The sequence below is a fragment of the Paenibacillus sp. p3-SID1389 genome (genome assembly GCF_025151705.1).
In the GTDB taxonomy this organism is placed as follows: domain Bacteria; phylum Bacillota; class Bacilli; order Paenibacillales; family Paenibacillaceae; genus Fontibacillus; species Fontibacillus phoenicis.
In genome coordinates, this window is the sequence record NZ_JALXVO010000003.1 from 146,249 (window position 1) to 169,726 (window position 23,478).

General features: G+C 51.3%; 25 protein-coding genes. 21 read left to right on the top strand and 4 right to left on the bottom strand.

Annotated elements, in window-relative coordinates; genetic code table 11:
- Positions 1-45: 45 nt before the first annotated feature.
- The 5 genes from M3G15_RS02560 to M3G15_RS02580 all read left to right on the top strand — a co-directional run bounded on the left by M3G15_RS02560 (position 46) and on the right by M3G15_RS02580 (position 4,033).
- Positions 46-1,209 (top strand): XdhC family protein, encoded by a 1,164-nt coding sequence (locus M3G15_RS02560; RefSeq protein WP_260069979.1) that lies wholly within the window; start codon positions 46-48, stop codon positions 1,207-1,209.
- Positions 1,202-1,828, top strand: coding sequence for a nucleotidyltransferase family protein (locus tag M3G15_RS02565; protein WP_260069980.1), 627 nt, complete (start codon positions 1,202-1,204; stop codon positions 1,826-1,828). The genes M3G15_RS02560 and M3G15_RS02565 overlap by 8 nt, the downstream gene beginning before the upstream one ends.
- Positions 1,829-1,888: 60 nt before the next feature.
- Positions 1,889-2,179, top strand: a complete 291-nt coding sequence (locus M3G15_RS02570; RefSeq protein WP_260069981.1) for a hypothetical protein — start codon at positions 1,889-1,891, stop codon at positions 2,177-2,179.
- Between the two features lie 1,117 nt (positions 2,180-3,296).
- Entirely contained in the window at positions 3,297-3,770 is a 474-nt protein-coding gene (locus M3G15_RS02575; protein WP_009223269.1) for a hypothetical protein, read from the top strand.
- A 14-nt stretch (positions 3,771-3,784) separates the two neighbouring features.
- Positions 3,785-4,033: a hypothetical protein gene (locus tag M3G15_RS02580; protein WP_036643821.1), complete on the top strand. Its 249-nt coding sequence runs from the start codon at positions 3,785-3,787 to the stop codon at positions 4,031-4,033.
- 542 nt (positions 4,034-4,575) lie between these two features.
- On the opposite strand, the gene M3G15_RS02585 is transcribed toward M3G15_RS02580, so the two are convergent.
- Entirely contained in the window at positions 4,576-6,066 is a 1,491-nt protein-coding gene (locus tag M3G15_RS02585) for an MFS transporter (RefSeq protein WP_009223270.1), read from the bottom strand.
- 148 nt (positions 6,067-6,214) lie between these two features.
- Here M3G15_RS02585 and M3G15_RS02590 point away from each other — a divergent pair, with 148 nt between their 5' ends.
- On the top strand, positions 6,215-6,652 hold the full coding sequence (locus tag M3G15_RS02590; protein WP_260069982.1) for a MarR family winged helix-turn-helix transcriptional regulator: 438 nt from the start codon (positions 6,215-6,217) through the stop codon (positions 6,650-6,652).
- Between the two features lie 239 nt (positions 6,653-6,891).
- Here M3G15_RS02590 and M3G15_RS02595 read toward each other — a convergent pair whose 3' ends face one another.
- Positions 6,892-7,452: a GNAT family N-acetyltransferase gene (locus M3G15_RS02595; RefSeq protein WP_260069983.1), complete on the bottom strand. Its 561-nt coding sequence runs from the start codon at positions 7,450-7,452 to the stop codon at positions 6,892-6,894.
- A gap of 150 nt (positions 7,453-7,602) precedes the next feature.
- On the opposite strand from M3G15_RS02595, the gene M3G15_RS02600 reads away from it, so the two are divergent.
- From M3G15_RS02600 to M3G15_RS02670, 15 genes are all read left to right on the top strand, one after another.
- Positions 7,603-8,028, top strand: a complete 426-nt coding sequence (locus M3G15_RS02600; protein ID WP_260069984.1) for a DMT family transporter — start codon at positions 7,603-7,605, stop codon at positions 8,026-8,028.
- 41 nt (positions 8,029-8,069) lie between these two features.
- Positions 8,070-8,768, top strand: a complete 699-nt coding sequence (locus tag M3G15_RS02605; RefSeq protein ID WP_260069985.1) for a Crp/Fnr family transcriptional regulator — start codon at positions 8,070-8,072, stop codon at positions 8,766-8,768.
- Positions 8,769-8,782: 14 nt separating this feature from the next.
- Positions 8,783-9,271 carry a DMT family transporter gene (locus tag M3G15_RS02610; protein WP_085278990.1) on the top strand — a complete coding sequence of 163 codons (489 nt, stop codon included), beginning with the start codon at positions 8,783-8,785 and terminating at the stop codon, positions 9,269-9,271.
- A gap of 25 nt (positions 9,272-9,296) precedes the next feature.
- Positions 9,297-9,695, top strand: a complete 399-nt coding sequence (locus M3G15_RS02615) for an NUDIX hydrolase (RefSeq protein WP_260069986.1) — start codon at positions 9,297-9,299, stop codon at positions 9,693-9,695.
- A gap of 18 nt (positions 9,696-9,713) precedes the next feature.
- The gene (locus tag M3G15_RS02620) at positions 9,714-10,190 is read left to right on the top strand and encodes a GNAT family N-acetyltransferase (RefSeq protein WP_260069987.1); all 477 of its coding nucleotides are present in this window, start codon (positions 9,714-9,716) and stop codon (positions 10,188-10,190) included.
- Positions 10,191-10,385: 195 nt separating this feature from the next.
- Complete coding sequence (locus M3G15_RS02625) at positions 10,386-14,063, top strand: nitrate reductase subunit alpha (protein WP_260069988.1); 3,678 nt, start codon at positions 10,386-10,388, stop codon at positions 14,061-14,063.
- Complete coding sequence (gene narH / locus M3G15_RS02630) at positions 14,053-15,600, top strand: nitrate reductase subunit beta (protein WP_260069989.1); 1,548 nt, start codon at positions 14,053-14,055, stop codon at positions 15,598-15,600. The genes M3G15_RS02625 and narH overlap by 11 nt, the downstream gene beginning before the upstream one ends.
- Positions 15,593-16,168 carry a nitrate reductase molybdenum cofactor assembly chaperone gene (gene narJ, locus M3G15_RS02635; RefSeq protein WP_260069990.1) on the top strand — a complete coding sequence of 192 codons (576 nt, stop codon included), beginning with the start codon at positions 15,593-15,595 and terminating at the stop codon, positions 16,166-16,168. The genes narH and narJ overlap by 8 nt, the downstream gene beginning before the upstream one ends.
- A complete protein-coding gene (gene narI, locus M3G15_RS02640; protein WP_016312187.1) occupies positions 16,155-16,853 on the top strand; it encodes a respiratory nitrate reductase subunit gamma in 699 nt (232 codons plus the stop codon). Before narJ ends, narI begins: the two co-directional genes overlap by 14 nt.
- A gap of 26 nt (positions 16,854-16,879) precedes the next feature.
- Positions 16,880-17,338, top strand: a complete 459-nt coding sequence (locus M3G15_RS02645) for a GAF domain-containing protein (protein ID WP_009223282.1) — start codon at positions 16,880-16,882, stop codon at positions 17,336-17,338.
- Complete coding sequence (locus M3G15_RS02650; protein WP_009223283.1) at positions 17,335-18,396, top strand: sensor histidine kinase; 1,062 nt, start codon at positions 17,335-17,337, stop codon at positions 18,394-18,396. Before M3G15_RS02645 ends, M3G15_RS02650 begins: the two co-directional genes overlap by 4 nt.
- A gap of 47 nt (positions 18,397-18,443) precedes the next feature.
- Entirely contained in the window at positions 18,444-19,091 is a 648-nt protein-coding gene (locus tag M3G15_RS02655) for a response regulator (RefSeq protein ID WP_036700661.1), read from the top strand.
- A 14-nt stretch (positions 19,092-19,105) separates the two neighbouring features.
- Entirely contained in the window at positions 19,106-19,624 is a 519-nt protein-coding gene (locus M3G15_RS02660; protein ID WP_085170707.1) for a hemerythrin domain-containing protein, read from the top strand.
- Between the two features lie 193 nt (positions 19,625-19,817).
- Positions 19,818-21,320 (top strand): nitrate/nitrite transporter, encoded by a 1,503-nt coding sequence (locus M3G15_RS02665; protein WP_127576609.1) that lies wholly within the window; start codon positions 19,818-19,820, stop codon positions 21,318-21,320.
- A 38-nt stretch (positions 21,321-21,358) separates the two neighbouring features.
- Positions 21,359-21,772, top strand: a complete 414-nt coding sequence (locus tag M3G15_RS02670) for a hemerythrin domain-containing protein (protein WP_028539483.1) — start codon at positions 21,359-21,361, stop codon at positions 21,770-21,772.
- A gap of 72 nt (positions 21,773-21,844) precedes the next feature.
- Here the strand turns inward: M3G15_RS02670 and M3G15_RS02675 are convergent, their stop codons facing one another.
- Both M3G15_RS02675 and M3G15_RS02680 read right to left on the bottom strand, forming a co-directional pair.
- Positions 21,845-22,351, bottom strand: a complete 507-nt coding sequence (locus M3G15_RS02675; protein WP_009223288.1) for a DUF3231 family protein — start codon at positions 22,349-22,351, stop codon at positions 21,845-21,847.
- A 215-nt stretch (positions 22,352-22,566) separates the two neighbouring features.
- A complete protein-coding gene (locus tag M3G15_RS02680) occupies positions 22,567-23,469 on the bottom strand; it encodes an aldo/keto reductase (protein ID WP_260069991.1) in 903 nt (300 codons plus the stop codon).
- Positions 23,470-23,478 lie beyond the last annotated feature (9 nt).

The window sequence follows — 23,478 nt, forward strand, 5'->3', positions numbered from 1 at the left end:
TTGAGATAGACGGACCCGAGATTGAAGACGGGAGATGACATGAACATGGAGGAGCTCATTCTTGCATTGGACGCCTGCCTGGCGGAGCGCCGGGCTTGCGTTGTTGCCACGATTGTGGATGTGGACGGCTCCGCCTACCGCCGGGAAGGCGCCCGCTGCCTCATCCATGCGGATGGCGAGGTGACGGGCATTCTGAGCGGCGGCTGCATTGAGGAAGACTTGCGCGAGCATGCCCAGGAGGTGCTTCGCACCTTGGAGCCGCGCAAGCTGCTATACGACTTCCGCATTGGGGAAGATGAGGTGTGGGGGACCGGCCTCGGGTGTAACGGGGCGATCACGGTGTGGCTCGAGCCGTTTGATCCGGTCTGTGCGCCGGACGCGGCGGACCGGATCATCGGCGATCTGCGGCAGCGCGTGGAGACGCGCGAGCCGTATGTGGCGGCGACGGTGATCGGTTCCTCCGATCCCGCCGCCGTGCCGCCCGGCGCGCGCCGCACGCTCGCCGGCGCGGCCGAAGCCGCCGGCCTGCTGGGCGCGGGCCGGCGGGCCGGGCTGGTGCGACGCACCGAGGGCAGCGCGCAGCTGGAGCTGCTGCTGGAGCGGGTCGCACCGCGCCCGGAGCTGGTCATCGTCGGCGTTGGCGACGATGCGCGCTTGCTCTGCAGCCTGGCGCGCCGGCTGCAGTGGCGGGTGACCGTCGCGTACCATGCGACGGGGAAAGCGACGCGGGAGCGGTTTCCTGCAGCGGACGAGCTGCAGATTATCCCGCGCTTCGCGTTTGAGCAGGTCGATGTCCGCGGCAAATACGTCGTCGTCATGTCGCATAACCTGGAGCTGGACCGGGAGGCGGTCCACAAGATGCTCACGCCGGAGGTCCAATATGTCGGCCTGGTCGGCTCCCGCTACCGGTTGGAGAAGATTCTGGAGCCAATTCGGAACCCTGGCGAGCCGGAACGCGCGATCGAACCTGCGCTGCTGGATAAACTCTATTCGCCAGTAGGGCTGGACATTGGCGCGGAAACCCCTGAAGAGATTGCGATGAGTATCTTGGCAGAAATTACCGCAATCAAAAATGGACGCTCCGGCGGGTTTCTGCGTGATCGGAAAGGGGCCATCCGCGGGGGAGGAACTGACGCTTCATTGAACGCTTCGACTTCGAGTCCATCATTTCTTGACGAACCTGCCTTTCCGGAGTCCTGCCGTGTCTAAGCGCAGAGCTGGGTCAGGAGATGTATGGGCGTTAATCCTCGCGGGCGGCGCTTCCAGGCGTATGGGCGAGCCGAAGCTGCTGCTGCCAGCACCGCGCGGAAATCTGCTGCAACAAACGATACACCAGGTGTTGGTGGCAGGAAATGTTCAGATGGCGGTTATTACCGCGGAAGGCGGACCGCTTCGCCAAGAAGATACGGAGAGTGTGCCGGTGGAATGGCTGACAACCTCGCAGGCCAATCGGGGGCTTGGCGCCTCGCTGGCGGCTGGAGTCCGGCAGCTAGAGGCGCGTTATGCACCTGCAGCGATTCAAATCATCTTGGGCGATCAGCCGGAGATCTCACCGGATGCGATACGGCAAGTGACGGAAGTGTTCATCCAAACCGGAGCCGAGATTGTGCAAGCGCGTTATGATGATCGACCGGCGCATCCCGTATTGTTTGCAGCGCCGTTGTTCCCTGAGTTGACTAAGCTGGACGGTGACGTTGGGGCCAAAGAGCTGCTGCAGCAATACAGAGAGCAAATCGTTGAGGTGAAGATTTCGGGAAATGCCCCCCGCGATATCGACACACCGGAGGAATATGCGAGATACCGAGAGTCAGCTTTTTCTAAAATTTGACTTCGCTGCTGCGACACGATACGCTTAGATCATCAATCTATTGCGTGAGGGGGACAGGACATGCCGCTGATCTATCACTTTGATCCGGAGCAAGTCCGCATTCGTGAAACGGTAAATGAAGAGGACGTAGAATTCGAGTTGACTTTCCTGCAGAACGAACCGCTGTTCTCGAACATGCGGGAAGTGCAGAAAAAGTTCGAGGATAATGACGTATACACGGATGTCTTGTTCTACTTGAATCAGGATCAGGAGCGCCAATACCGGATCATCGTTCGTAAAGATTTTTATGATGATTTCCTGCTTGCCTTATTGAAATATCGCATCCTGAACGGACTCGAGTGGAAGGACTAATATAGTACCATCCCTCTTTATAAAAGCAAAAGATCCATAAGGGTGTTTTTCTCACGGGACTGACCCCGCAATGTGAGACAATTAAAAACACCTTCAGGATCATCTAATGAAGTGCACCCCTTAGAATAGACATTGGAAAATCCCTGGTTATTCCGATGAATTCTAAGGGGTATTTTTTATGGCAATATAAGAACAGCCGTTAAGTACATACGCTGAAAACTGAGGTGGAGGGGGGCTACTGTGGGATTACACATACATTTATTATAGTACGCTTATGGTAGGCGTTTCGGAAAGAGAGGTGAATTGAGCATGAAACAGCGTATCTGGATTTGGTTTGGGGGATTGTCGTTTAAAAGCAAGCTGCTCACCGTTTTTATCCCGCTAAATCCTCATACCGCTGTGCATTTTGGCATTCCTATCAAGTCGAATTTTTAGTAATCCCCTGATTGAACGAAGTGTCAATGACGTCATTAATGAATCTCGACTGACAACTAACTTGTCATTATTTAGTGAAGTCGATGTGGCTGTCTTCATCGACACGAACGGAAAAATATATACCTCATATGTTCCTGAAAAGGATGAAAGCGCTATAAACTACAGCGGCCTGACTCAAAGTTGTCAGAGCAGTGAAGTTACGGATCGGCTTATAGGTTTCCGATGGAACAACGGGATTTCCTAACTCCGGATTCTGATGTGCCCGTCTTGACCTTAAGCAAAGTGGTTGTTGATATCAATTCGGGGAATCAATAAGTAACGTTGTATTTGATCATCAAGGAAACCATATAAATCAAAAAGAGGGCTTCCTTATCAGAGACCCTCTTAAAATTTGAACAGACTTTGGATTGGAAAGGAGCGAAGCTTTGTTAATAGCCAGAAAGGATTGGATGATTATGAGTATTATTTACTCTGAGATATCCAGAGAAGAAAAGAAGATTGCTCAATCAGCTACCCAACTGATGAACCTACAGTCTTCTCTCCGATCTGGATCAAGTATATCCGTTTATGCATCTCTGCTTTCCAAACTTGGATAAGCGAAATGCTGGTTATAGTATAGCTACTCAAATAGGAGACGTCATTGTGGCGTCTCCTTTATACTGTAATGGAAGGAGGTTTATGTATGGCAGATTGGTGGTTAGAATGTAGTGATGGTTCTTTTCGTAAAGCGAGAATTGAACCAGCTACATTAAGCGACACGAGACGAATGAAATGGACGTTTGATTGGCGAAAAGAACTGCATAGTTCAAAAAGGAAGGTCTATAAACTCGTGGATGACCATAATGGCAGTATCATTGGTGGTATCTCTTTTGAGATTCGTGAGGATCACATTTATGTAGTGCTCCTGGATTCTGCCTTTCCTACTCGGTACAATGCGAACCCGCCGCGCTTTTATTTGAATGTGATGAAGCTTTTATTGGCATTCGCTTCCCTGGAGAGCGACCGACTTGGTTTCGATGGATTCTTAGCGCTGACGCCAAAAACAAAATTACAGTCTTATTATCATAAACATTTTTGTGCTTTTCTTTTACCGCAAGGCATGATGGGCATAAACGGTGGTATCATGAAAGCCATTATTGAGTTATACTATTACTAAAGGACGTGATAAACATGATGAGGAATAGACGGCCGTACAACAAGCTGCTTGCTTCTAGTCAAATTAAAATTAAACGAAGCGATCTTGGTGATTTAGGCGGACCGCAAACTATCCCCAACGCTCCTGACACGCCTGCAACACGAGCTGCAATGTCGGAGTTTATCCGAAAATCAAAAAGCGGTGAGATCGCATTTGATCTGCCGGAATGGATCCTCAAGGAAAGAGAAAAGAGAAATCAGTCATTCGAGAAGATTAAACTATAGTCACAAGCGCTCACTCATGTGGGCGCTTTTGTTTTACTCTCTTAAAATTTGTATCTCCCTTCGGGGCCATGACGCGTCCCATCCTTCGGAGGTAGGCGAAAACCTAAATCCCTTCGGCGCGCATCATTCCCTCCTCTATTCCCTACGGAGTCTTTCATCACCTGCGGTGTAAACCGGCACCTTCTCATTGAGGGATTTTCCACTTCTAAGTCACTGAAATGCTTTTCCTTCGTCCGGTGATCGAAGCTTTGCCCCGCTGACTTATCTGGATATCGAACCTAGTTTTGGCACGTGGGATGGATCCGGGAAGGTGCTTGACTCATCCAATGAGGAAGTTATTCTTGCTTGGAAAAAAGACAATAAGTATTGTAGGATTCGAGTTCAATTAACTACCTTGCAATCAACGATTACTTATGTTGACGAGCTAGGGCTAATAACTCAATACGATATTTGATCGCGAAGTAAAGAGAAACGTAATACTTTTCAAGATTAAACAACCAGTCGTCTGAAGAGAATCAGTGACTGGTTGATTAGATTTCCTGTTAGTACGTAGAACGCACCCGTTCTCGCCCTTGCGCTCGTTTTGCTGACCAAAACCGCCAGCCGGTCAAAATGGCGACGACGAAACAGATGGTAGCGGACGTCATGAACACCACATGCATGCCGGATAGAAACAGATCGGGACGATCCGGCACCAATCCGGTGACCCGGCGGCCCGCCCGACTGCTCATGACGCTGAATAAAGTCGTGGTCGCGACGGTGATGCCGACAACCATACCCATATTGCGTACGAGTGAGTTGATGCTGCCGGCGATGCCCAGCTGGGTTTTCGGAACCTTCGACATGATGAGCGAGTTGTTGGGGGACTGGAACAAACCGTTGCCGAGGCCAAGCATCGCAATCCATACCCCCACCTGGGCGATAGAGCTGCTGTCGTGCAAACGGGCCAGCCCGATTTGCGCGATCACCATCACGATCAACCCGACGAACGTCAGCAACTCGGAGCCGATCTTATCGGACAATGCACCGCTGAGCGGCGCGACGATGACCATGACGATCGGGAACAGCATCATCAGAAACCCGGCATGCGAAGGCGAGAGGTTTAAGATGCTTTGCGTATAAAATGGGGCGATGATATTAAAGCAGAAGTTGGCGACAAACACCAGGAATCCCGACAGAATGCTTAAGCTGAACAACGGATTGCGGAATAACGTCAGTTGAAGCATCGGCGCTTCGCTGCGTGTCTCGATCCACAGAAACACGAGGAACACGGCGACCGCCAGGACGAGCGCACTCACAATGCGGATATCCTGATAGCCAAGCTGCTGACCAAACAGTAAGCCGCTGAACAATGCCAGAATAAAGATGGGGAACAGCGTGCTGCCCGCTTTATCGATTTTCACCTTCAGCTTGGTTCGGTCCGCCGGGAGCAGCTTCCAGCCGATGACAATCGCGATGAGGCCGACAGGGACATTCACCCAGAAAATATATTCCCAGCCTAAGGCCGACACGATCACACCTCCAAGGCTCGGGCCCGTGATGCTTCCCAGCGAGACGAAGGTCCCGGTGAACCCAAGCGCTTTGCCTCGTTCTCCGGCCGGGAAGATGTCGGTGACAATTCCCTGACTGTTGGCCATGGTAAGCGAGGCGCCAAGCGCTTGCAGCAGCCGTGAGCCAACGAGCAGCGGCAGGTTATGGCTGAAGCCGCACAGCAGAGAGCCCACAGTAAAAATCACCATGCCCCATTTGAACACCTTAATTTTACCAACGATGTCTCCCAGTTTGCCGAAGAAAAGAATAGCTGCGCAGGTCATCATCAAATATGCGGAAACGATCCATTCTGCTTGGGCAACGGTAAGATGCAATTCTTTAGAGATCACTGGCAGGGCAATATTGACGATGCTTCCGTCCAGCGTCGACATAAATGTAAATAAATTTAATACAATCAGGATCAACCAACGTTTTCGTTGAATGTCCGGATCATCCTGATAGGAAGTTGTGCGAAGGTCAGAACGTTGAGTCGTCATATCCATATCGTTTCACACCTCTCTCTTCTCCAGCCTTTTTTTGTTGCGAACGCAACTATTTTAAGCAATCCTAGTGTACTCCAATTTAGTTGCGAACGCAACTGATTTCAGTTAAAATTTGCATAAATGAGAATCGCAAAAGAGGTGCAGGGATATGAATTACCCTTCCGTTGGCAAACTGATCTCCTATCTGCAACGGATCAACCAAAAGGAAGTCACCGCATTGTTGAAGCCGTATGGGATTGGCGGAGGCGGGAACCACAGCTATTTATTGGCGATCTTAGCGACGCCCGGGTTAAATCAGGACCAGCTGACGAACCTGGTCAAATTCGACAAGGCGACCACGACCCGCTCCGTCAAACAACTGGAGGAGGCCGGTTACATAGAACGGCGGGTGAACGAACACGACCGGCGATCGATCTTGTGGTATCCGACGGAAAAGGGAAGAGCCTTCGAGCCCACGCTTCGGCAAATTTTAGCGGATTTTAACCGCCGATTGACGGCTGTGTTAAGCGAGGAGGAAACCAATCAACTCGAGACCTCACTTACGAAAATTTACGAGAGCAAGCTGAATAGCGATGAGAATGTGTGAATCAGCCGATGATGAAGATTAACAGTAAATCGTACTGTTATTTTTCGCGATTTACGCCACCGAGGGGAATTAACAGTAAATCCTACCTTTAATTTGGCTGATCTGCTCGAAAACAGCGGATTTTATCGAAAATAACGGTACTTTTTCCAGCTAATTAGAACAATTAAGGCGGTTGGTTGAAAATTAACAGTAGTTTTTACTGTTAGTTGCACCATTCCATTGCTCGATAAGAACTCCCATTACTGCCCGCGAAATGAACGATGATGGAACGAAGTAATGTCCTGAAACAGCGATCGACCGTCATCTGTTACAGTGAATTGATCATTTAGCGGGAGATACAGCGCCCGATACGGCTCGGGAACCCAGATATATTGGTGGACGTAAGGTGTGGCAATAAATCCGCAATGGATCCAAAAACGGAGGCGCTCCCGGTTCTTTGCCGTGTCCTCCGATTCCGCCTCGATGATAATCGCCTCAACGTGGTGTTCTCGCAAGGCATAGTCACGGATATCTGCGAAGAACTGAGTGCCAAAGCCTTGTCCTCTTACATCTTGACGCACGGCCATATAATCGAGGATCAATCGCTTGTGTCCCTGCTTGCTGCTCAGGCCGGTGACGCCCATCGCTACCGCTTCGCCGTCTAACAGCCCTGCGTGCAAGCTGGCGATTCCGCGATCCAGCATGCTCTTCAGCACCTTTACAGGCTTGGCACCGTGCGGGAATGCTTCGCGATAGATGGGTTCGAGCTTGTCCCACCAAACGTCATCCCATTGGTTTAAGGTTGTGAATGTCCATTGCATTTTGGGCCCCCCATTTTAAATGTACGGTTACTTCTATTTTATCCTTCCACCAGCATTCAGGACATATGTCCTTTCCAAACGGCAGAAGATATCCTTTAATTAGGTATTGATATAAAGGATCGCGAAGATTCGAGAACGAGGAGAGAGACGATGAGGGGTTTGTTATTTGCGTTTTTGGCCGGGGCGTTCATCACCTTGCAAGGGGTGGCGAATACAAGAATCAGCGGCGAGATCGGCACATGGCCGGCGGCGGCGTTGACTCAGTGTACCGGCTTTGTCGCGGCCTTGCTGATTTGGCTGATGCTCCGTGACGGGGGGCTTCCCGACTTGCGGAAGGTGAAGCCGTTGTATATCAGCGGCGGGGCCTGGGCGGCGATTATTATTTTTAGCAACGTCACAGCGATCCAGCAGGTTGGAGTCACTTTGACGATCTCAGCGGTTTTGATTGCCCAGTTGTGCATCACCTTTCTGATTGATAGCCTAGGTTGGTTTGGTGTACCGAAGCAAAAAATGCGGCTGCCGCAGTTTATCGGAATCGGCTTGATGATTGCGGGAGTGATTATTCTCAAATTTTAACGGATGAGTGAATGGCCCAAGCCTCAAGGAGGAGAACGGATATGAAAGAAGTGGCAGACCCGGACCTGCTAAATGACTATATCGAATCGTATGGACTTCAGAAGGTATTTCCCAAAGCGTTGCTGCCTTATCTGACGCTTCACGGGTTTGACCAAGGAGAGCTGATTTGCACGCAAGGCGAGCCATCGCATACCATGTACGTGCTGGTTCGGGGGAAGATCAAAATTTATAACACCTCTCCGGAAGGCCGTACGCTGGTCATTTCCTTTAAAAATCCGCTGGAGGTCATTGGGGATGTCGAATACATTCGGGACGGGGATATCATCAATACCGTTGAGGCTGTGTCCCCGGTTCACATGATCGGGGTAGAGTACCGTTGGCTGCGGAAATACGGTGCGGATCATTCGCCGCTGTTGCATTTTTTACTGGACATAATCACCAAGAAGTTTTATATGAAATCCAGCTCGATGAGCTTTAATCTGCTGTATCCGGTGGAGATCCGCCTGGCGAGTTATCTCTTGTCTGTATCTTTCGACGAAGCGGATGCGCGGTTTCAGGGGAAACTCGGCACCGCCGATTTGGCCGATGCGGCTAATTTGATCGGTTCCAGCTATCGCCATTTGAACCGGGTGCTGCAGAAATTCGCGGCGCTAGGTTTGATCGAGCGAAGCCGCGAGGGCATCACGGTGAAGGATCGGGAAGGGCTTCACAAACTGGCGAGCCGGAATATTTACGAATAGGGGGACGGAGAGACGTGCTGTTAGGAATAATGTTCGCATTGACTGCCGGAGCGTTGGTGGGGATGCAAAACGTGTTTAATACGAAGGTGAATGAGCAGACCGGCAATTGGACGACGACGACGCTGGTGTTAGGTCTGGGGTTCGCCGCCTCCTTTGTCATTGGACTGATCGTTGAAGGAAAAGGAATGTTTACGTCATTACCCGGGATGCCGGTTTGGTTTTGGTTCAGCGGCTTGATTGGGGTGGGCGTTGTTACTTGCATGGTACAGGGTGTCAAACTGTTGGGGCCAACGTATGCTGTAGCCATCGTGATGACTTCGGAGTTAGGGTTTGCCTTGTTGTTTGATTCGCTAGGTTGGCTCGGCTTACAGAAGGTGCCGTTTACGCTGAACCAACTGATCGGCGTGTTAGTGATTGTCGGCGGCATCTTCGTATTTAAGCTGGGCGGGGGAAGCGAGAGCGAGGAGGAAAGCTCTGTTCGGAAGAGAGAAGCTTTGAATTAAGCTTGGAGTTAGGGGGCGTCAAAATATGGAGGGAAACATCGATAAAATCGCCTGGATTCACCTGCGGAATGGTCGCATGTTAAATGTCCGTTCGAAGGGGAAAGAGCTGTTTTATATACCAGGCGGCAAAAGAGAACCAGGCGAGTCCGATCACGAAACTTTGCAACGAGAGATTCAAGAGGAGTTATCCGTGACCGTAAAGCCGGAGACGATCAACTACTTTGCAACGTTTGAAGCGCAAGCTGACGGCAAGCCGGAAGGGATACTTGTACGGATGACCTGTTACTTTGCGGAGGTCGAAGGCGAGCCTCAACCCGCTTCCGAGATCGAGGAAATGGCTTGGCTTAGCTATGAGGAGCGCGTTCGGACATCGCTGGTCAGTCGGATGATCTTCGGCAAGCTCCATGAGATGAATCTGTTGTAGCGGAAGGAAGGACGCCAGATGATCATTAGACCTTTGCAAGCGGAGGACAATGCGGCGATTGAAGCCGTGATCCGCGATTGCCTGATCGAGTTCGGCGGGAACCGGGAAGGGCTGGCGTGGATAGACGAGAGCCTTAGCGCGCTCTCCCGCTATTATGAGCCGGAGGGAAGAGCTTACTGGGTTGTAGAGCAGGATGGCCGGGTGCTCGGAGGGGCCGGGATTGCCCCGTTTGCTGATTCCAGCGAGGTGTGCGAGCTGCAGAAAATGTATTTGCGGCAAGAAATCCGCGGGACCGGGATCGCAGCCCAGTTGCTGGCGACCTGCTTAGACTTTGCCAAGCGTCATTATAAGCAATGTTATCTGGAAACGCTGCAGACGATGGAGGCGGCGAACCGTTTTTACCGCAAGCATGGCTTCCGGAAGCTGGAAGTTCCGCTAGCCGGCTCCGAGCATTTTGCCTGTGACGCCTGGTACATGATGGATCTTCATTCCTAACGAATACCGAAATTTGTTCTTCAAAAAACGCCATTTGGGCGTTTTTTTGTCGTTATAGGGCGTTCACCGACAAGCCGAGGGATTTCCCTGATGGGAAAGCAAGTGAAATTCGTTTCATAATGGAGTCAGAAGCTCGAATACCATTGATTCCCCATCAAAGGCATTCATTTGGGCGATGAAGGAGTGAACACTTCCGTGAAACGAAGATCAGGACTTAGCTTTTTTAAGAAGCCGGAAACGATCTCGGGGAAATGGACCAAGATCGAAGAGAAAAGCCGGGAATGGGAAAATATGTACCGCGGCCGCTGGTCGCATGATAAAGTTGTGCGCACGACGCACGGGGTGAACTGCACCGGCTCTTGCAGCTGGAAGGTGTTCGTGAAGAACGGCATCATTACCTGGGAAAATCAACAGATTGATTACCCGTCCTGCGGACCGGATATGCCCGAGTTTGAACCGCGCGGCTGCCCACGGGGCGCCTCGTTCTCGTGGTACGAGTACAGCCCGTTGCGGGTGAAATACCCTTATATGCGCGGGAAGCTGCTGCGCTTATGGCGCGAGGCGATGACCAAGTCTCAAGGGAATCCCGTGCAAGCCTGGGCGAGCATCGTGGAGAATCCGGAAGCTGCAAGATCCTATAAGCAAGCTCGCGGGAAAGGCGGACATGTGCGCGTGACCTGGGAAGAAGCGTCCCAGCTGATTTCAGCACAAATCCTTTATACCATTAAAAAATATGGGCCTGACCGGATTGCTGGATTTACACCGATTCCAGCGATGTCGATGATCAGCTATGCATCGGGCGCGCGGTTCATTTCATTGCTGGGCGGCGAAATGCTTAGCTTCTACGACTGGTACGCTGACCTGCCGCCGGCTTCGCCGCAAATCTGGGGCGAGCAAACCGATGTACCGGAATCATCCGACTGGTATAACGCCGGATATTTGATCATGTGGGGCTCCAATGTGCCGCTCACGCGGACCCCGGATGCCCACTTTATGACCGAAGTTCGCTACAAAGGAACCAAGGTGGTGTCCGTAGCGCCGGACCATGCGGAGAACGTCAAATTTGCCGATAACTGGCTCGCGCCGCATCCGGGTACAGACGCTGCGGTTGCCCAAGCGATGACCCATGTCATCCTTGACGAGTTCTATGTGAAGCGCCAAGAACCGATGTTCTTGAATTATGCCAAACAATACACGGACATGCCGTTCCTCATTTTGTTGGATCCGCATGAAGGTGGATATAAGGCCGGACGTTTCCTGCGGGCCAGCGATCTGGGGCAGGCGACGGAGCATGCCGAATGGAAGCCGGTCATTTATGACGAGGCGGCTGGAGAGTTGATCGTTCCGAACGGAACGATGGGCCAACGTTGGGAGAAGGACGTGAAGTGGAATCTGATTCTGGAGCGGGAAGACGGCACCCGGATCGAACCGGCGCTGTCAGTCGAACCGCACGGCGGAGAATGGACAGAAATCGTCTTCCCTTACTTCGATGCGGCAGGCAACGGCACGTTTACTCGGTCGATTCCGGCCAAAACGGTCACTTTGGCAGACGGCAGCACCCGATTGGCTGCGACTGTCTTTGATTTGATGCTTAGTCAATATGGCGTGAACCGCCCTGGCAGCACCCATACCGCCAAAGGGTACGATGATGCGGAATCGCACTATACGCCTGCATGGCAAGAGCGCATTACCGGTGTGAAGGCATCGCTGGTAGTGCAAATCGCACGCGAGTTCGCGCAGAACGCGCTGGATACTGGCGGCCGTTCGATGATCATCATGGGCGCCGGGATTAACCACTGGTTCAACAGCGATACGATCTATCGCTCCATTCTGAACCTGGTTGTGTTGACGGCATCCCAAGGCGTGAACGGCGGCGGCTGGGCCCACTATGTCGGGCAAGAGAAATGCCGGCCGATTGAAGGGTGGTCGACAATCGCGTTTGCCCGCGATTGGCAGGCACCGCCGCGGCTGCAAAACGCGACCTCGTTCTTCTATTTTGCTACAGACCAATGGAAATACGAGGAGATGAGCGCGGAATCGCTGAAATCGCCAACCGGCGGGGAGATTCCGTACCGTCATCCAGCGGACTACAATGTGCTGGCTGCCCGACTGGGCTGGCTGCCATCGTACCCGCAGTTTAATAAGAACAGCCTATCGTTCGCCGAAGAAGCGGCGGCTCAAGGCAAAACCGATAATACGGACATCATCAAGCATGCTTATGAGCAAGTGGTGTCAGGCGAAACGAAGTTTGCGGTGGAAGACCCGGATGCGCCGGAGAACTTCCCGCGTACGCTGTTTGTCTGGCGGTCGAACCTGATCTCCAGTTCGGCGAAAGGGCAAGAGTTCTTCATGAAACATCTGCTCGGCACGCATAATGGGTTGTTATCCAGTCCGAACGAAGAGGAGAAGCCGGAGGAAATCGTTTGGCGTGATGAAGTGGAAGGCAAGCTGGATCTGCTAGTGGCACTGGATTTCCGGATGACAGCGACCCCGATGTATGCCGATATCGTCCTGCCTGCCGCAACTTGGTATGAGAAGGTCGACCTGTCCTCAACCGACATGCACCCGTTCGTGCATCCGTTTAACCCGGCGATCGATCCGCTGTGGGAATCGCGGACGGACTGGGATATTTACCGGTCGCTGGCCAGCGTCTTGTCTGAGATGGCGAAGGAACATATGCCGGGCGTATACAAAGACGTAGTTTCCTCTCCGCTGGGTCACGACTCAATGGCTGAAATTTCCCAGCCTTATGGGGAAGTGAAGGATTGGAAGCGCGGTGAAGTCAAACCGGTACTTGGCAAAACGATGCCTAGCTTTAGCGTGGTTGAGCGCGATTACACGAAGATCTACGACAAGTACATCACGCTGGGACCTAACCTGGAATCTGGCAAGGTGGGCGCGCACGGGGTCAGCTTCTCCGTGAAGGAAGAATACGAGGAACTGAAAAAGATCAACGGCGCTTACACCGATGATACGATCAAAAACGGTCGTCCGAAGCTGCGTACCGCAAGACAAGCGGCCAATGCAGTGCTGCACCTGTCCTCGGCAACAAACGGCAAAGTTTCGCAGAGAGCTTGGGAATCGGCTGAACAGGATACCGGCGTGGAGTTGAAGGATATCTCTGCAGATCGTGCGGCGGAACGCATCACCTTTGCGAACATTACCGCACAGCCTCGCGAGGTCATCCCAACTCCGGTATTCAGCGGTTCGAACAAATCAGGACGCCGGTATTCGCCGTTTACAACGAATATTGAACGGTTGGTGCCGTTCCGGACGTTAACGGGACGCCAGCATTTTTATCTGGATCATCAGATCTTCCTGCAATTCGGTGAGGCGCTGCCGGTTTACAAACCAACGCTTCCGCCGATGGTGTTTGGTCCACGGGACAAACAGGTTGAGGGGGGAAAGGATGCACTTGTCCTGCGCTACTTAACACCGCACGGGAAATGGAACATCCATAGCACCTATCAGGATAACCTGCACATGCTGACCCTGTTCCGCGGCGGGCCTACCGTGTGGATCAACAATGAGGATGCCGAAGCGCATCAGATTAACGATAACGATTGGCTGGAGGTCTATAACCGCAATGGCGTTGTTACGGCTAGAGCCGTAGTCAGCCACCGGATGCCCAAGGGTACGATGTTTATGTACCACGCCCAAGACAAACACATTAATGTTCCTGGTTCGGAAATTACGGGTGAGCGAGGCGGCAGCCATAATGCGCCGACGCGAATCCATTTGAAGCCAACGCAGCTCGTTGGGGGCTATGCCCAGCTTAGCTATGGTTTCAACTATTACGGACCTATCGGCAACCAGCGTGATGTGTACGTTGCCGTGCGCAAACTGAAGGAGGTTGACTGGCTTGAAGATTAAAGCGCAAATCGCCATGGTGATGAACCTGGACAAATGCATCGGCTGTCATACCTGCAGCGTGACCTGTAAGAGCACCTGGACGAACCGGGAAGGCGCCGAATATATGTGGTTTAACAACGTTGAAACGAAGCCGGGGATCGGTTATCCGAAGCGGTGGGAAGACCAAGAGCATTACAAAGGCGGCTGGACGCTGCGTAACGGGAAGCTGGAGCTGAAATCCGGCAGCAAGCTGTCCAAGATCGCGCTCGGTAAAATTTTCTATAACCCGGATATGCCGGAAATGAAAGACTACTACGAGCCTTGGACATATGATTACGAGAAGCTGACGAATTCGGGCGAGAAGAAGCACCAGCCTGTGGCCCGTCCGAAATCCGCCGTCACCGGCGACACGATGGACCTGGATTGGGGACCGAACTGGGAAGACGATCTGGCCGGCGGCCATATCACCGGACCAAAGGACCCAAACATCGAGAAGATCGAAGAGGACATCAAGTTTAACTTCGAACAGTCGTTTATGATGTACTTGCCTCGTCTATGCGAGCATTGCTTAAATCCAAGCTGCGTGGCTTCCTGTCCATCCGGCGCAATTTATAAACGCGATGAGGACGGCATCGTCCTCGTCGACCAGGAAGCTTGCCGCGGCTGGCGTTATTGCATGACGGGTTGCCCATACAAGAAGGTTTACTTTAACTGGAAAACCAACAAAGCGGAAAAATGCACATTCTGCTTCCCAAGAATCGAAGCAGGACTTCCAACCGTGTGCTCCGAAACCTGCACCGGACGTATCCGTTATCTCGGCGTGCTGTTGTATGATGCGGATCGCGTGCAAGAAGCGGCATCTACCCTGGATGAGAAGGATTTGTACGAAGCGCAGCTGAGCTTATTCCTTGACCCGAATGATCCGAAAATTATCGAGCAAGCCCGCAAAGACGGACTGTCCGAGGAATGGATCGAAGCGGCGCAAAATTCGCCGGTATATAAGCTTGCGATTGAATACAAGCTGGCCTTCCCGCTGCATCCGGAATACCGTACGCTTCCGATGGTTTGGTACGTACCGCCGCTCAGCCCGATCATGAGCCATTTTGAAGGCAAGGATTCCATTCAAAACCCGGATCTCATCTTCCCGGCAATTGAGGAAATGAGAACCCCGCTGCAATACCTGGCGAATTTGCTGACTGCAGGGGACACGGAAACGGTCAAAATCGCTCTGCAACGTATGGCGATGATGCGCCAATACCAACGCGCGCAATTCTCCAAGCAACCGTTTGACGAAAAACGATTGGACCGTGTGGGGCTAACCGCACAACAGGTCGAGGAGATGTACCGTCTTCTGGCGATCGCCAAATACGAGGACCGGTTCGTCATTCCAACCTCGCATAAGGAAGGGTACATGGACCCGTACCGGGCCCAAGGCACCGCCGGGTTTGGCATGGATTGCGACGGCTGCGGTCCTGCGACTCCGATTCCGGTGAGCACCGGCAAGAGCGGACGGGATCTGTATGAACAAAACTTCTACGGGGGGATCTGGCGTGATTGATCTGGTGAAACTGGATGCACATCGCGAGTTGTTCGGCTTTTTTGCCGGGCAGCTCGTTTACCCCGACAAGGAGACGTTCGCTTCTATTCGAGAGGGCGGGGAAGAGGCATTCCCTCCTTCTGTCATGGAGCCGGTGTCGAAATACCGGGAACAGATGCTTGCACGCAGCATGGAAGAGATTGAGGAAATTTACGTCGATACGTTTGATTTTGAGAAGTCATCAACGCTTTATATGACGTATTTCAAATATGAAGATTCCAAAGAACGCGGACAACTGCTGACTTCGCTCAAATTGGTCTACGAAATGTTTGGCATGGAGATGGTGGACCGGGAGCTGCCGGATTTTCTGCCGCTGATGCTGGAGTTTTTGTATGCCGCCGATTGGCTCAATCATCCGCATGGTTTAATGGCCATGCAAACGGTGATCACGATTCTAGAGGATGGCACGTACCAATTAATGAAGTCGCTGGAGTCGAAGGGGAACCCTTATTATCCATTAATCAAAGCCCTTCGGGAAACGTTTAAGCTGTGTTTGTCGCAGGAGGTGAAAGTCCATGAGCCTGTTTGAGCAATTTCTATGGGTGATTTTTCCCTATCTCTGTGTGGTCACGTTCGTGGTGGGGCATATCTTCCGTTACCGCTACGACCAGTTTAACTGGACGGCCAAATCTAGTGAGTTCATCGAGAAAAAACGGCTGATGCTCGGCAGCCTCCTGTTTCATATCGGGATTATCCCAGTTATTATGGGTCACGTGGCCGGGCTGGGGATTCCGAAGGCATGGATGAATGCGATTGGCGTCAACGAGCATTTGTATCATATCGGGGCGATGTATGGCGGTGGATTTTTTGGCGTGGTGACGTTTGCCGGAATGCTGATTCTGACAGCCCGTCGATTGACGATGAAAAACGTGCGCCGGCTCAGCTCCGCATCGGATATGATCGTTAACGGTTTGCTGCTGTTTATCGTTTTTATGGGGATGTACTCTACGCTGGTGACAAATAACGTGCAACCGGACTTTGACTATCGGGAGACGATATCCATTTGGTTCCGCAATTTGTTGATCTTGCGTCCGGAAGCCAGCTATATGTCAGAGGTGCCGATCACGTTCCAAATCCACATTTTAGCAGGTTTTATCATCTTTGCTCTGTGGCCGTTTACCCGGCTCGTTCATGTGTGGAGCGTACCCTTGAATTATGCCCGGAGAAGCTATATCCTTTATAGGAAGAATCGCTCGCATTCTGCGGGACGTTAAGGATTTGAGATTAGGGAGACGAGTTCATGAAACCAACCTCCGGTTGCTATCAGGTGATGATCGATCAATTAAGAGAGCAAATGGGGTATGATTTTGTGTCGCTGGCCTTTGCGGAATCGGCGATCAACGACTTTGTACTTACCTGGAAATACGCTTCAGGCAATTTGAATAACCGCTACAAACGGATCGTTCTCCAGTCGGGTAAGGGGGTTGCCGGCATCGTGTTCAAAACCGGCAGCCCCATGCTGGTTCCCCGTGTAGACGAAGTGCTTCAGCCGCAAGAGCTGTACAATTTTCCGATCTTGCTCTCGGAGCGATTAACCAGCTTGGCTGCACTCCCGTTATATTTGGCGGATCGGGTGGAAGGCGTTCTCTTGGCGGGCTACCGGGGAGAGCAGCGGATGTCCCAGGAAGATTTGCTCCAGCTGTATGAATGGCTGCAAGGCCAGTTTGGGGATTTTGAGATCAAGGAGCTGATCCCATGAATCCGTTATCCTTGAACGTACCCATCGAGCTTCTGCAGAAGCAGTATGAGCAAAGCTCCGATGCAATCATTTTCTTTGATGCACAGCATCGGATTATGGCGATGAATCCTCAGGCCGAGAAGCTGCTGGATCGCCGGGTGCTGGAGGAATCAGCAGACACCGAGCACAACGCTTTTTGCTTCTCGTGCCGTGGATATACTAGTGAAGATGAACCGATGTCCTGTATCAATTGCTATCTTTCCAACACCAAGAAGGATTTTAGCTCCTTCCAGCTCTATTTGGAGACCAAGACGAAAGGCGTCGTCCCGTTTTCGGCCAGTTTTCAGACGGTGGACCAAGAGTCGGGGGTTCGGGTGCTGATCTTGCGCGATCTGACGAATCCCATCATGACGCAGCAAATGCTGAACCGCAATACTATGATGAAGAGCATTATTAAAGCCCAGGAGGATGAACGCAAGCGGATCTCCCGCGAGTTGCACGATAGTGTCGCTCAAGAGTTGATCAGCTCGCTGGTGGATCTTCGGGTGTTGAAATATTTGAATGTGCAAGAGGAAGCCTTGCAGAAAATCCAACAAACGGAGGCTTCGCTCACCCGATTGTTGGAGCAAATTCGCAATCTATCGGTGGAGCTGCGTCCAGCCTCCTTGGACGATCTTGGTCTGGATGCGGCTTTTCGTTCGCATTTCAAATGGATTGAGAAGAACTACGGGGTCGTCGTGCGTTTTGTGGCAGAGCTAGGCGGTCAGCGTTTTAACAGTGAGGTTGAGACGGTCGTCTACCGGGTATGTCAGGAATCTGTGCTGAACGCGCTGAAATATGCCAACGTAGACGAGATTGACGTCCGTCTATTTGCTTCCGAGCATACGCTGGAGCTTGTCGTTTCCGATCAGGGATGCGGATTTAACGTGAATGCAAACGATCCGAAGGGAACCGGACTTGGCATTTATGGAATGAAAGAACGGGCAGAGCTGGTAGGCGGAGAAATCACCGTGACTTCGCAGCGGGGGAAAGGAACGACCGTTCATTTACGGATTCCGTTGGCTGCCGTTACCCCGTAATGGTGCTGCAAACGTAAGGATTTTGCTTGGATAGGGAGGTATGGATCGTGAAAGTAGTAATCGCGGATGATCATGCGGTCGTCCGAAGCGGTTTTGCGATGATTATTAATTTTCAAGAGGATATGGAGGTCGTGGCGACGGCCGCAGACGGGATCGAAGCATACAAAATGGTAGCCAAACACCGGCCTGACATCCTGTTGATGGATCTCAGCATGCCTCCAGGCGAAAGCGGCTTGATCGCGACGGCCAAAATCCATGAGGATTTTCCCGAAACGAATATTATTATCCTCACGATGCACGATGACGAGGAATATTTATTTCATGTGCTTAAGAAAGGCGCCAGAGGGTATGTCTTAAAAAATTCGCCAGATGAGCAACTCGTCTCAGCCATTCGCATGGTGCATCAAGGAGGGGTTTATATCCATCCGAAGCTCGCCTCCTCCCTTGTCCGAGAATTCGTTAGCCAAGATCAGCAAGCCGATGAGAACAACCCTTACCAGCTGTTGTCTACCCGTGAGGTTGAGATTCTGCCGCTGGTCGCCAAAGGCTACGGAAATAAAGAAATCGCTGAAATGCTGCACATCTCCGTCAAAACGGTAGAGGCCCATAAAGCCAAAATTATGGAGAAGCTGAATTTGAAATCAAGACCTGAGCTGGTGGAATACGCAATTAAGAAGAAGCTGCTGGATTTCTAATGGAGGCCTATGACATGGAACGAGGAACACTGTTAAGTGAAACGCCCGCCATGCGTATTCTAGAGAACGAGCACCGTTATTTGGCTAGTTTGATGAACGAATGGCATGCGATTGTACTGGACTTTCAAAACGACCGCTACTCCGGGGATCAGGCGACGCAGCAGTTCGCGCTTCTTCAGGAGCTGTTACATGAGTTTAAAGCGCCTTTGCGCAAGCATTTTCATAAAGAAGAAACGTACTTTTTTCCGAGATTAGGTCAACATATTGGGTATGACCAAGGGCCTCTCGTGTCTATCGAACAAGAGCATGAAGAGATCTTCGCTTATATCGATCATTTTCTTCACCATGCCAACAGTGAGCATTCGCTGGAGGAAATGAAGGCTTTGTGCCGAGACGCAGGGGAAGCGTTTGAAATTTTGACGGTGCATTTCGTGAAGGAAGAAACCGTCTTATTTCCAATGACCAGGCAGGTCATGAGATCGGCGGAACAAGAGCAGTTGAATCAGGAACTTTACACGTTAATTGTTGAATAGTTTTCCAATAAAATGTACAGCCCATAATCATTATCCAATGGTTATGGGCATTTTTGTGACCAAACCGGGCGGATAGGGAGTTTCCCTGGGCAAACGGGGGAAAACCCTATACAGGCCCCCAAAGCGGATCAGCTACAATACGAGTGGGGAAATCAATGGTCATTCAGAAGTCATTTTGGAAAAGGTGATCGATTTGATAAAAAAAGTTCAGTTACCGCTACAAACACTCAATTTGATCGTCGGTTTTGCCGTATGGGTCATTATCTCGTCCCTCGTATCCTTTATGGGAGAGGACATTCAGATCCCAGCCGATAAGGTCGCGATCATTACGGCTATTCCTGTCGTATTGGGTTCCGTTTTACGTATTCCGCTGGGGTATTACGCGAATATTTTCGGGGCAAGGTTGGTTTTTCTAATTAGTTTCATTTTGCTGTTGTTTCCAGTGTTCTACATTAGTGAGGCGAACTCTTACGTCGATTTGATCATCGGCGGGCTGTTCCTCGGCATCGGCGGCGCCGTCTTCTCCGTAGGCGTCACTTCGCTGCCGAAATATTATCCGAAGGAGCGTCATGGTCTGGTCAACGGCGTGTACGGTCTCGGGAATCTCGGGACGGCCGTGACTTCGTTCTCCGCACCGGTCATCGCGACGCAAATCGGTTGGTCGGCGACGGTCAAGCTGTACTTGATCCTTCTGCTTGTTTTTGCAGCGCTAAATCTTTTCTTTGGTGACCGTAAAGAGCCGAAGGTGAAAACGGCTATGATGGAACAAATCAAAGGCGTTTATAAGAATGAAAAGCTTTGGTTGTTCTCGCTGTTGTACTTTATTACGTTTGGTTCGTTCGTTGCGTTTACCGTCTATTTGCCCAATTTCCTGGTGACGAACTTTGAACTTACCAAGGTGGATGCAGGGATGCGTACCGCCGGATTTATCGCTTTGGCGACCTTTATGCGTCCGGTTGGCGGCTGGCTGGCGGATCGGTTTAATGCTTTGATGCTGTTGATCGTCATCTTTTCCGGGTTTACGCTTGCGGCTATCGTGCTGGCGTTCTCACCAACATTCACTTTGTACACCATCGGTTGTCTGGTAATCGCAATTGTTGCCGGCGCAGGAAATGGTGTCATCTTTAAGTTGGTTCCACAATATTTCAATAAGCAGGCCGGGATCGTCAACGGAATCGTGTCCATGATGGGCGGCCTGGGCGGATTCTTCCCGCCGCTGTTATTGTCCTATATCCATTCGGTAACCGGTCAGTATTCCATCGGTTTCATGCTGCTGTCGCAGGTCGCTTTAGCCAGCTTGATTCTCGTACTCTGGATGATTTATTCCGATAAGCTGAGTTTGTCTTCGGAAGTATTCAACAATACAGCGCAAGGGATCCTGGTCACCGACCCGAAAGGCACCATTGTGGCTGTGAATCCGGCGTTTACTGCCGTAACCGGATTTAGTCAAGAGGAAGCGTTAGGGAAGAAGCCGAATATTCTGCGAGCGAATCGACAAGCCCCGGATTTCTATGACCGCATGTGGAAGAGCATTAAAGAAACTGGCATGTGGCAGGGGGAGATTTGGAATAAGCGCAAAAACGGTGAGATCTACTTACAGTGGCTAAATATCAGCACGGTTAAAGACGAAACCGGTGAGGATATCCGCTATGTCGGAACGTTCTCTGAGCTTCCAAAGGGAAAGGCGGAGAAGTAACGAATCCAGATTACATCAGAGAATAGGGGGAGAGTCCAATGCCGGTTGGTCCATCGCTGCGGCAACTCCATGCTCATCAGGCCATTCATGACGGCGGCTTGGCAGGGGCGAAGTCGAAAACGGAGGAAGTTGCGGGTTTCTACGCCAGCGGAGATCTGGAGTTGGCAGAGCAGGCAACGAATGAATTGTTGGGATACTGGGAGTCGCGGATTCTAAGTCATGCGGATGCAGAAGAAGACGGCTTCTATCAAGAAGTAACTGAGAAGAATCCAGACCTCCAGGAGGCGGTCGTGCAATTAAAACGCGATCATGAACTGATGCGAATCGTCGTTCGCAGCATTCACCAACAGCGAGAGACCTCTGGTTGGAGCGAGGCTATTTTGCACAAGCTTTATGCTTTGCTGGAGATCAATGAACTCCACAGCAGGGAAGAAGAAAGGTTATTGTTTTAATGAAATAGGAAAAAGCGATTAAGCAGCAGGTCTGTTTAATCGCTTTTTTTTTTCATGACTTGTAAACACGAATTACTCTGGTTTTTTGAGTTGCAGAGGCGGAGGAACCAGCCAGCCCTTTTCCTTGCTCATCCGTAAGATTCTAAGCCCCAATGCGGTTTTGGTGGCGTGGTATTTTGCAAACAACGCGCCGATATCCTCTCGGATCGATAACCCCATGGCTCCGCTGCAACCGGCCAAAGAAGCTGCAGTATCCATGGCGATTTTCGCGGCGATTTCTGCATCGGCAAATCTGGCTCCTGGTGGAATATCCTCAAGCTTCGTTTCCGGTCGTTCCGGCAACATGGGGGAGGGGGTGATCCCATTGTCCGTCAACAGCTTGTCCAGTTCTTTAATCTCCAGTTTAGCCTGATCCATCAGGTCCTTTAGAATCTCTTTCAGATCTTTGTCACCCGCATGGTACGTGAACAGCTGGTAGCAGGATAACATCATTTTTGCTGCCATCGAACTTTCCCATATCGTGAAAATTTCGCCGTAGTGCATTGGCTCATGCTTCGGATTCCCGTCTAACACACCCATGAAGAAATCTCCTTTGCTTCGTCATTTTGCTTACCGCAAGTAGTATGTCTCCTTAAGTCGTGTTGTATGAAGCCGAAACTATGGGGCTAGTAAGGAACCGTGACAAATGATTAGAAGCCGCATAAAAAACAGACCCTTTGGTGAAGGGCTTCCCGTCACTAAACTCGAGTTAGCGAGGATGCTGTTCACTTATAGGGCCTGCTCTTATTTTGAGATTAACGGTGCAACGTATATTGATTCGCTTTACTTAAACTGCGAATCAGTTCAACTTCTTTCGTACTTAATTCGGGAACTTCTGCAGCAGCAAGATTTTGCAGCAGCTGCTCGCGTGAGCTGGCTCCCGGAATGACCACGGCAACCGCAGGATGGGCGAGGGAATAGCGGATAGCCAACTGAGTAAGGTTGCGCTCCGGCGTCTCCAGGTCCTGTAGTTTGCGGCGCAGTTCACGGAGTTCATCCAGCTCGTAATCCAGCACACCTTTAGCGGGTTCGCGGTTCGCTGCCAGCGCACCGCTGGCTAATGGCCCTCGAGCTATTACGCTGATCTGATGCTCTTGCAGCAGGGGGAACACTTCTTCTTCGCCGCGCCGGTCTACGATACTGTACTGATTCATGACGCTGACGATGGACGAGCGAGAGACGTATTCCCGGATGACATTCGGACGAATGGAAGATATCCCATACTCGCGGATGACACCTTCCTGCTTTAGTTGTTCAAACGCTTCGATCGTGTTATCGATCGGATCCTCGATCGTCCCGCCGTGCAGCTGATACAAATCGATATAATCCGTGCCGAGCCGGCGCAAGCTATCCTTTACCGCTGAGAGGATATACGCTTTGGACGCGTCCCAGACCCAGCCGTCTTGGCCGGGAATCCGCCGGTTGCCGACTTTGGTTGCCAGAATCACGCGATCCCGGCGCCCTTTAATTGCCTTGCCAACGATTTCTTCATTGGTTCCGTCATCGTACAAATCAGCTGTGTCGAGAAAATTGACGCCCCGGTCCAACGCCTCGTGAATCAGGCCAATCGCTTTGGATTCTTCCGTCCCTAGCGACATGCAGCCCAGCCCGATTTCACTGACAATCAGCTCGGAGTTGCCTAAACGGTTCATTTTCATTTTCTAGAC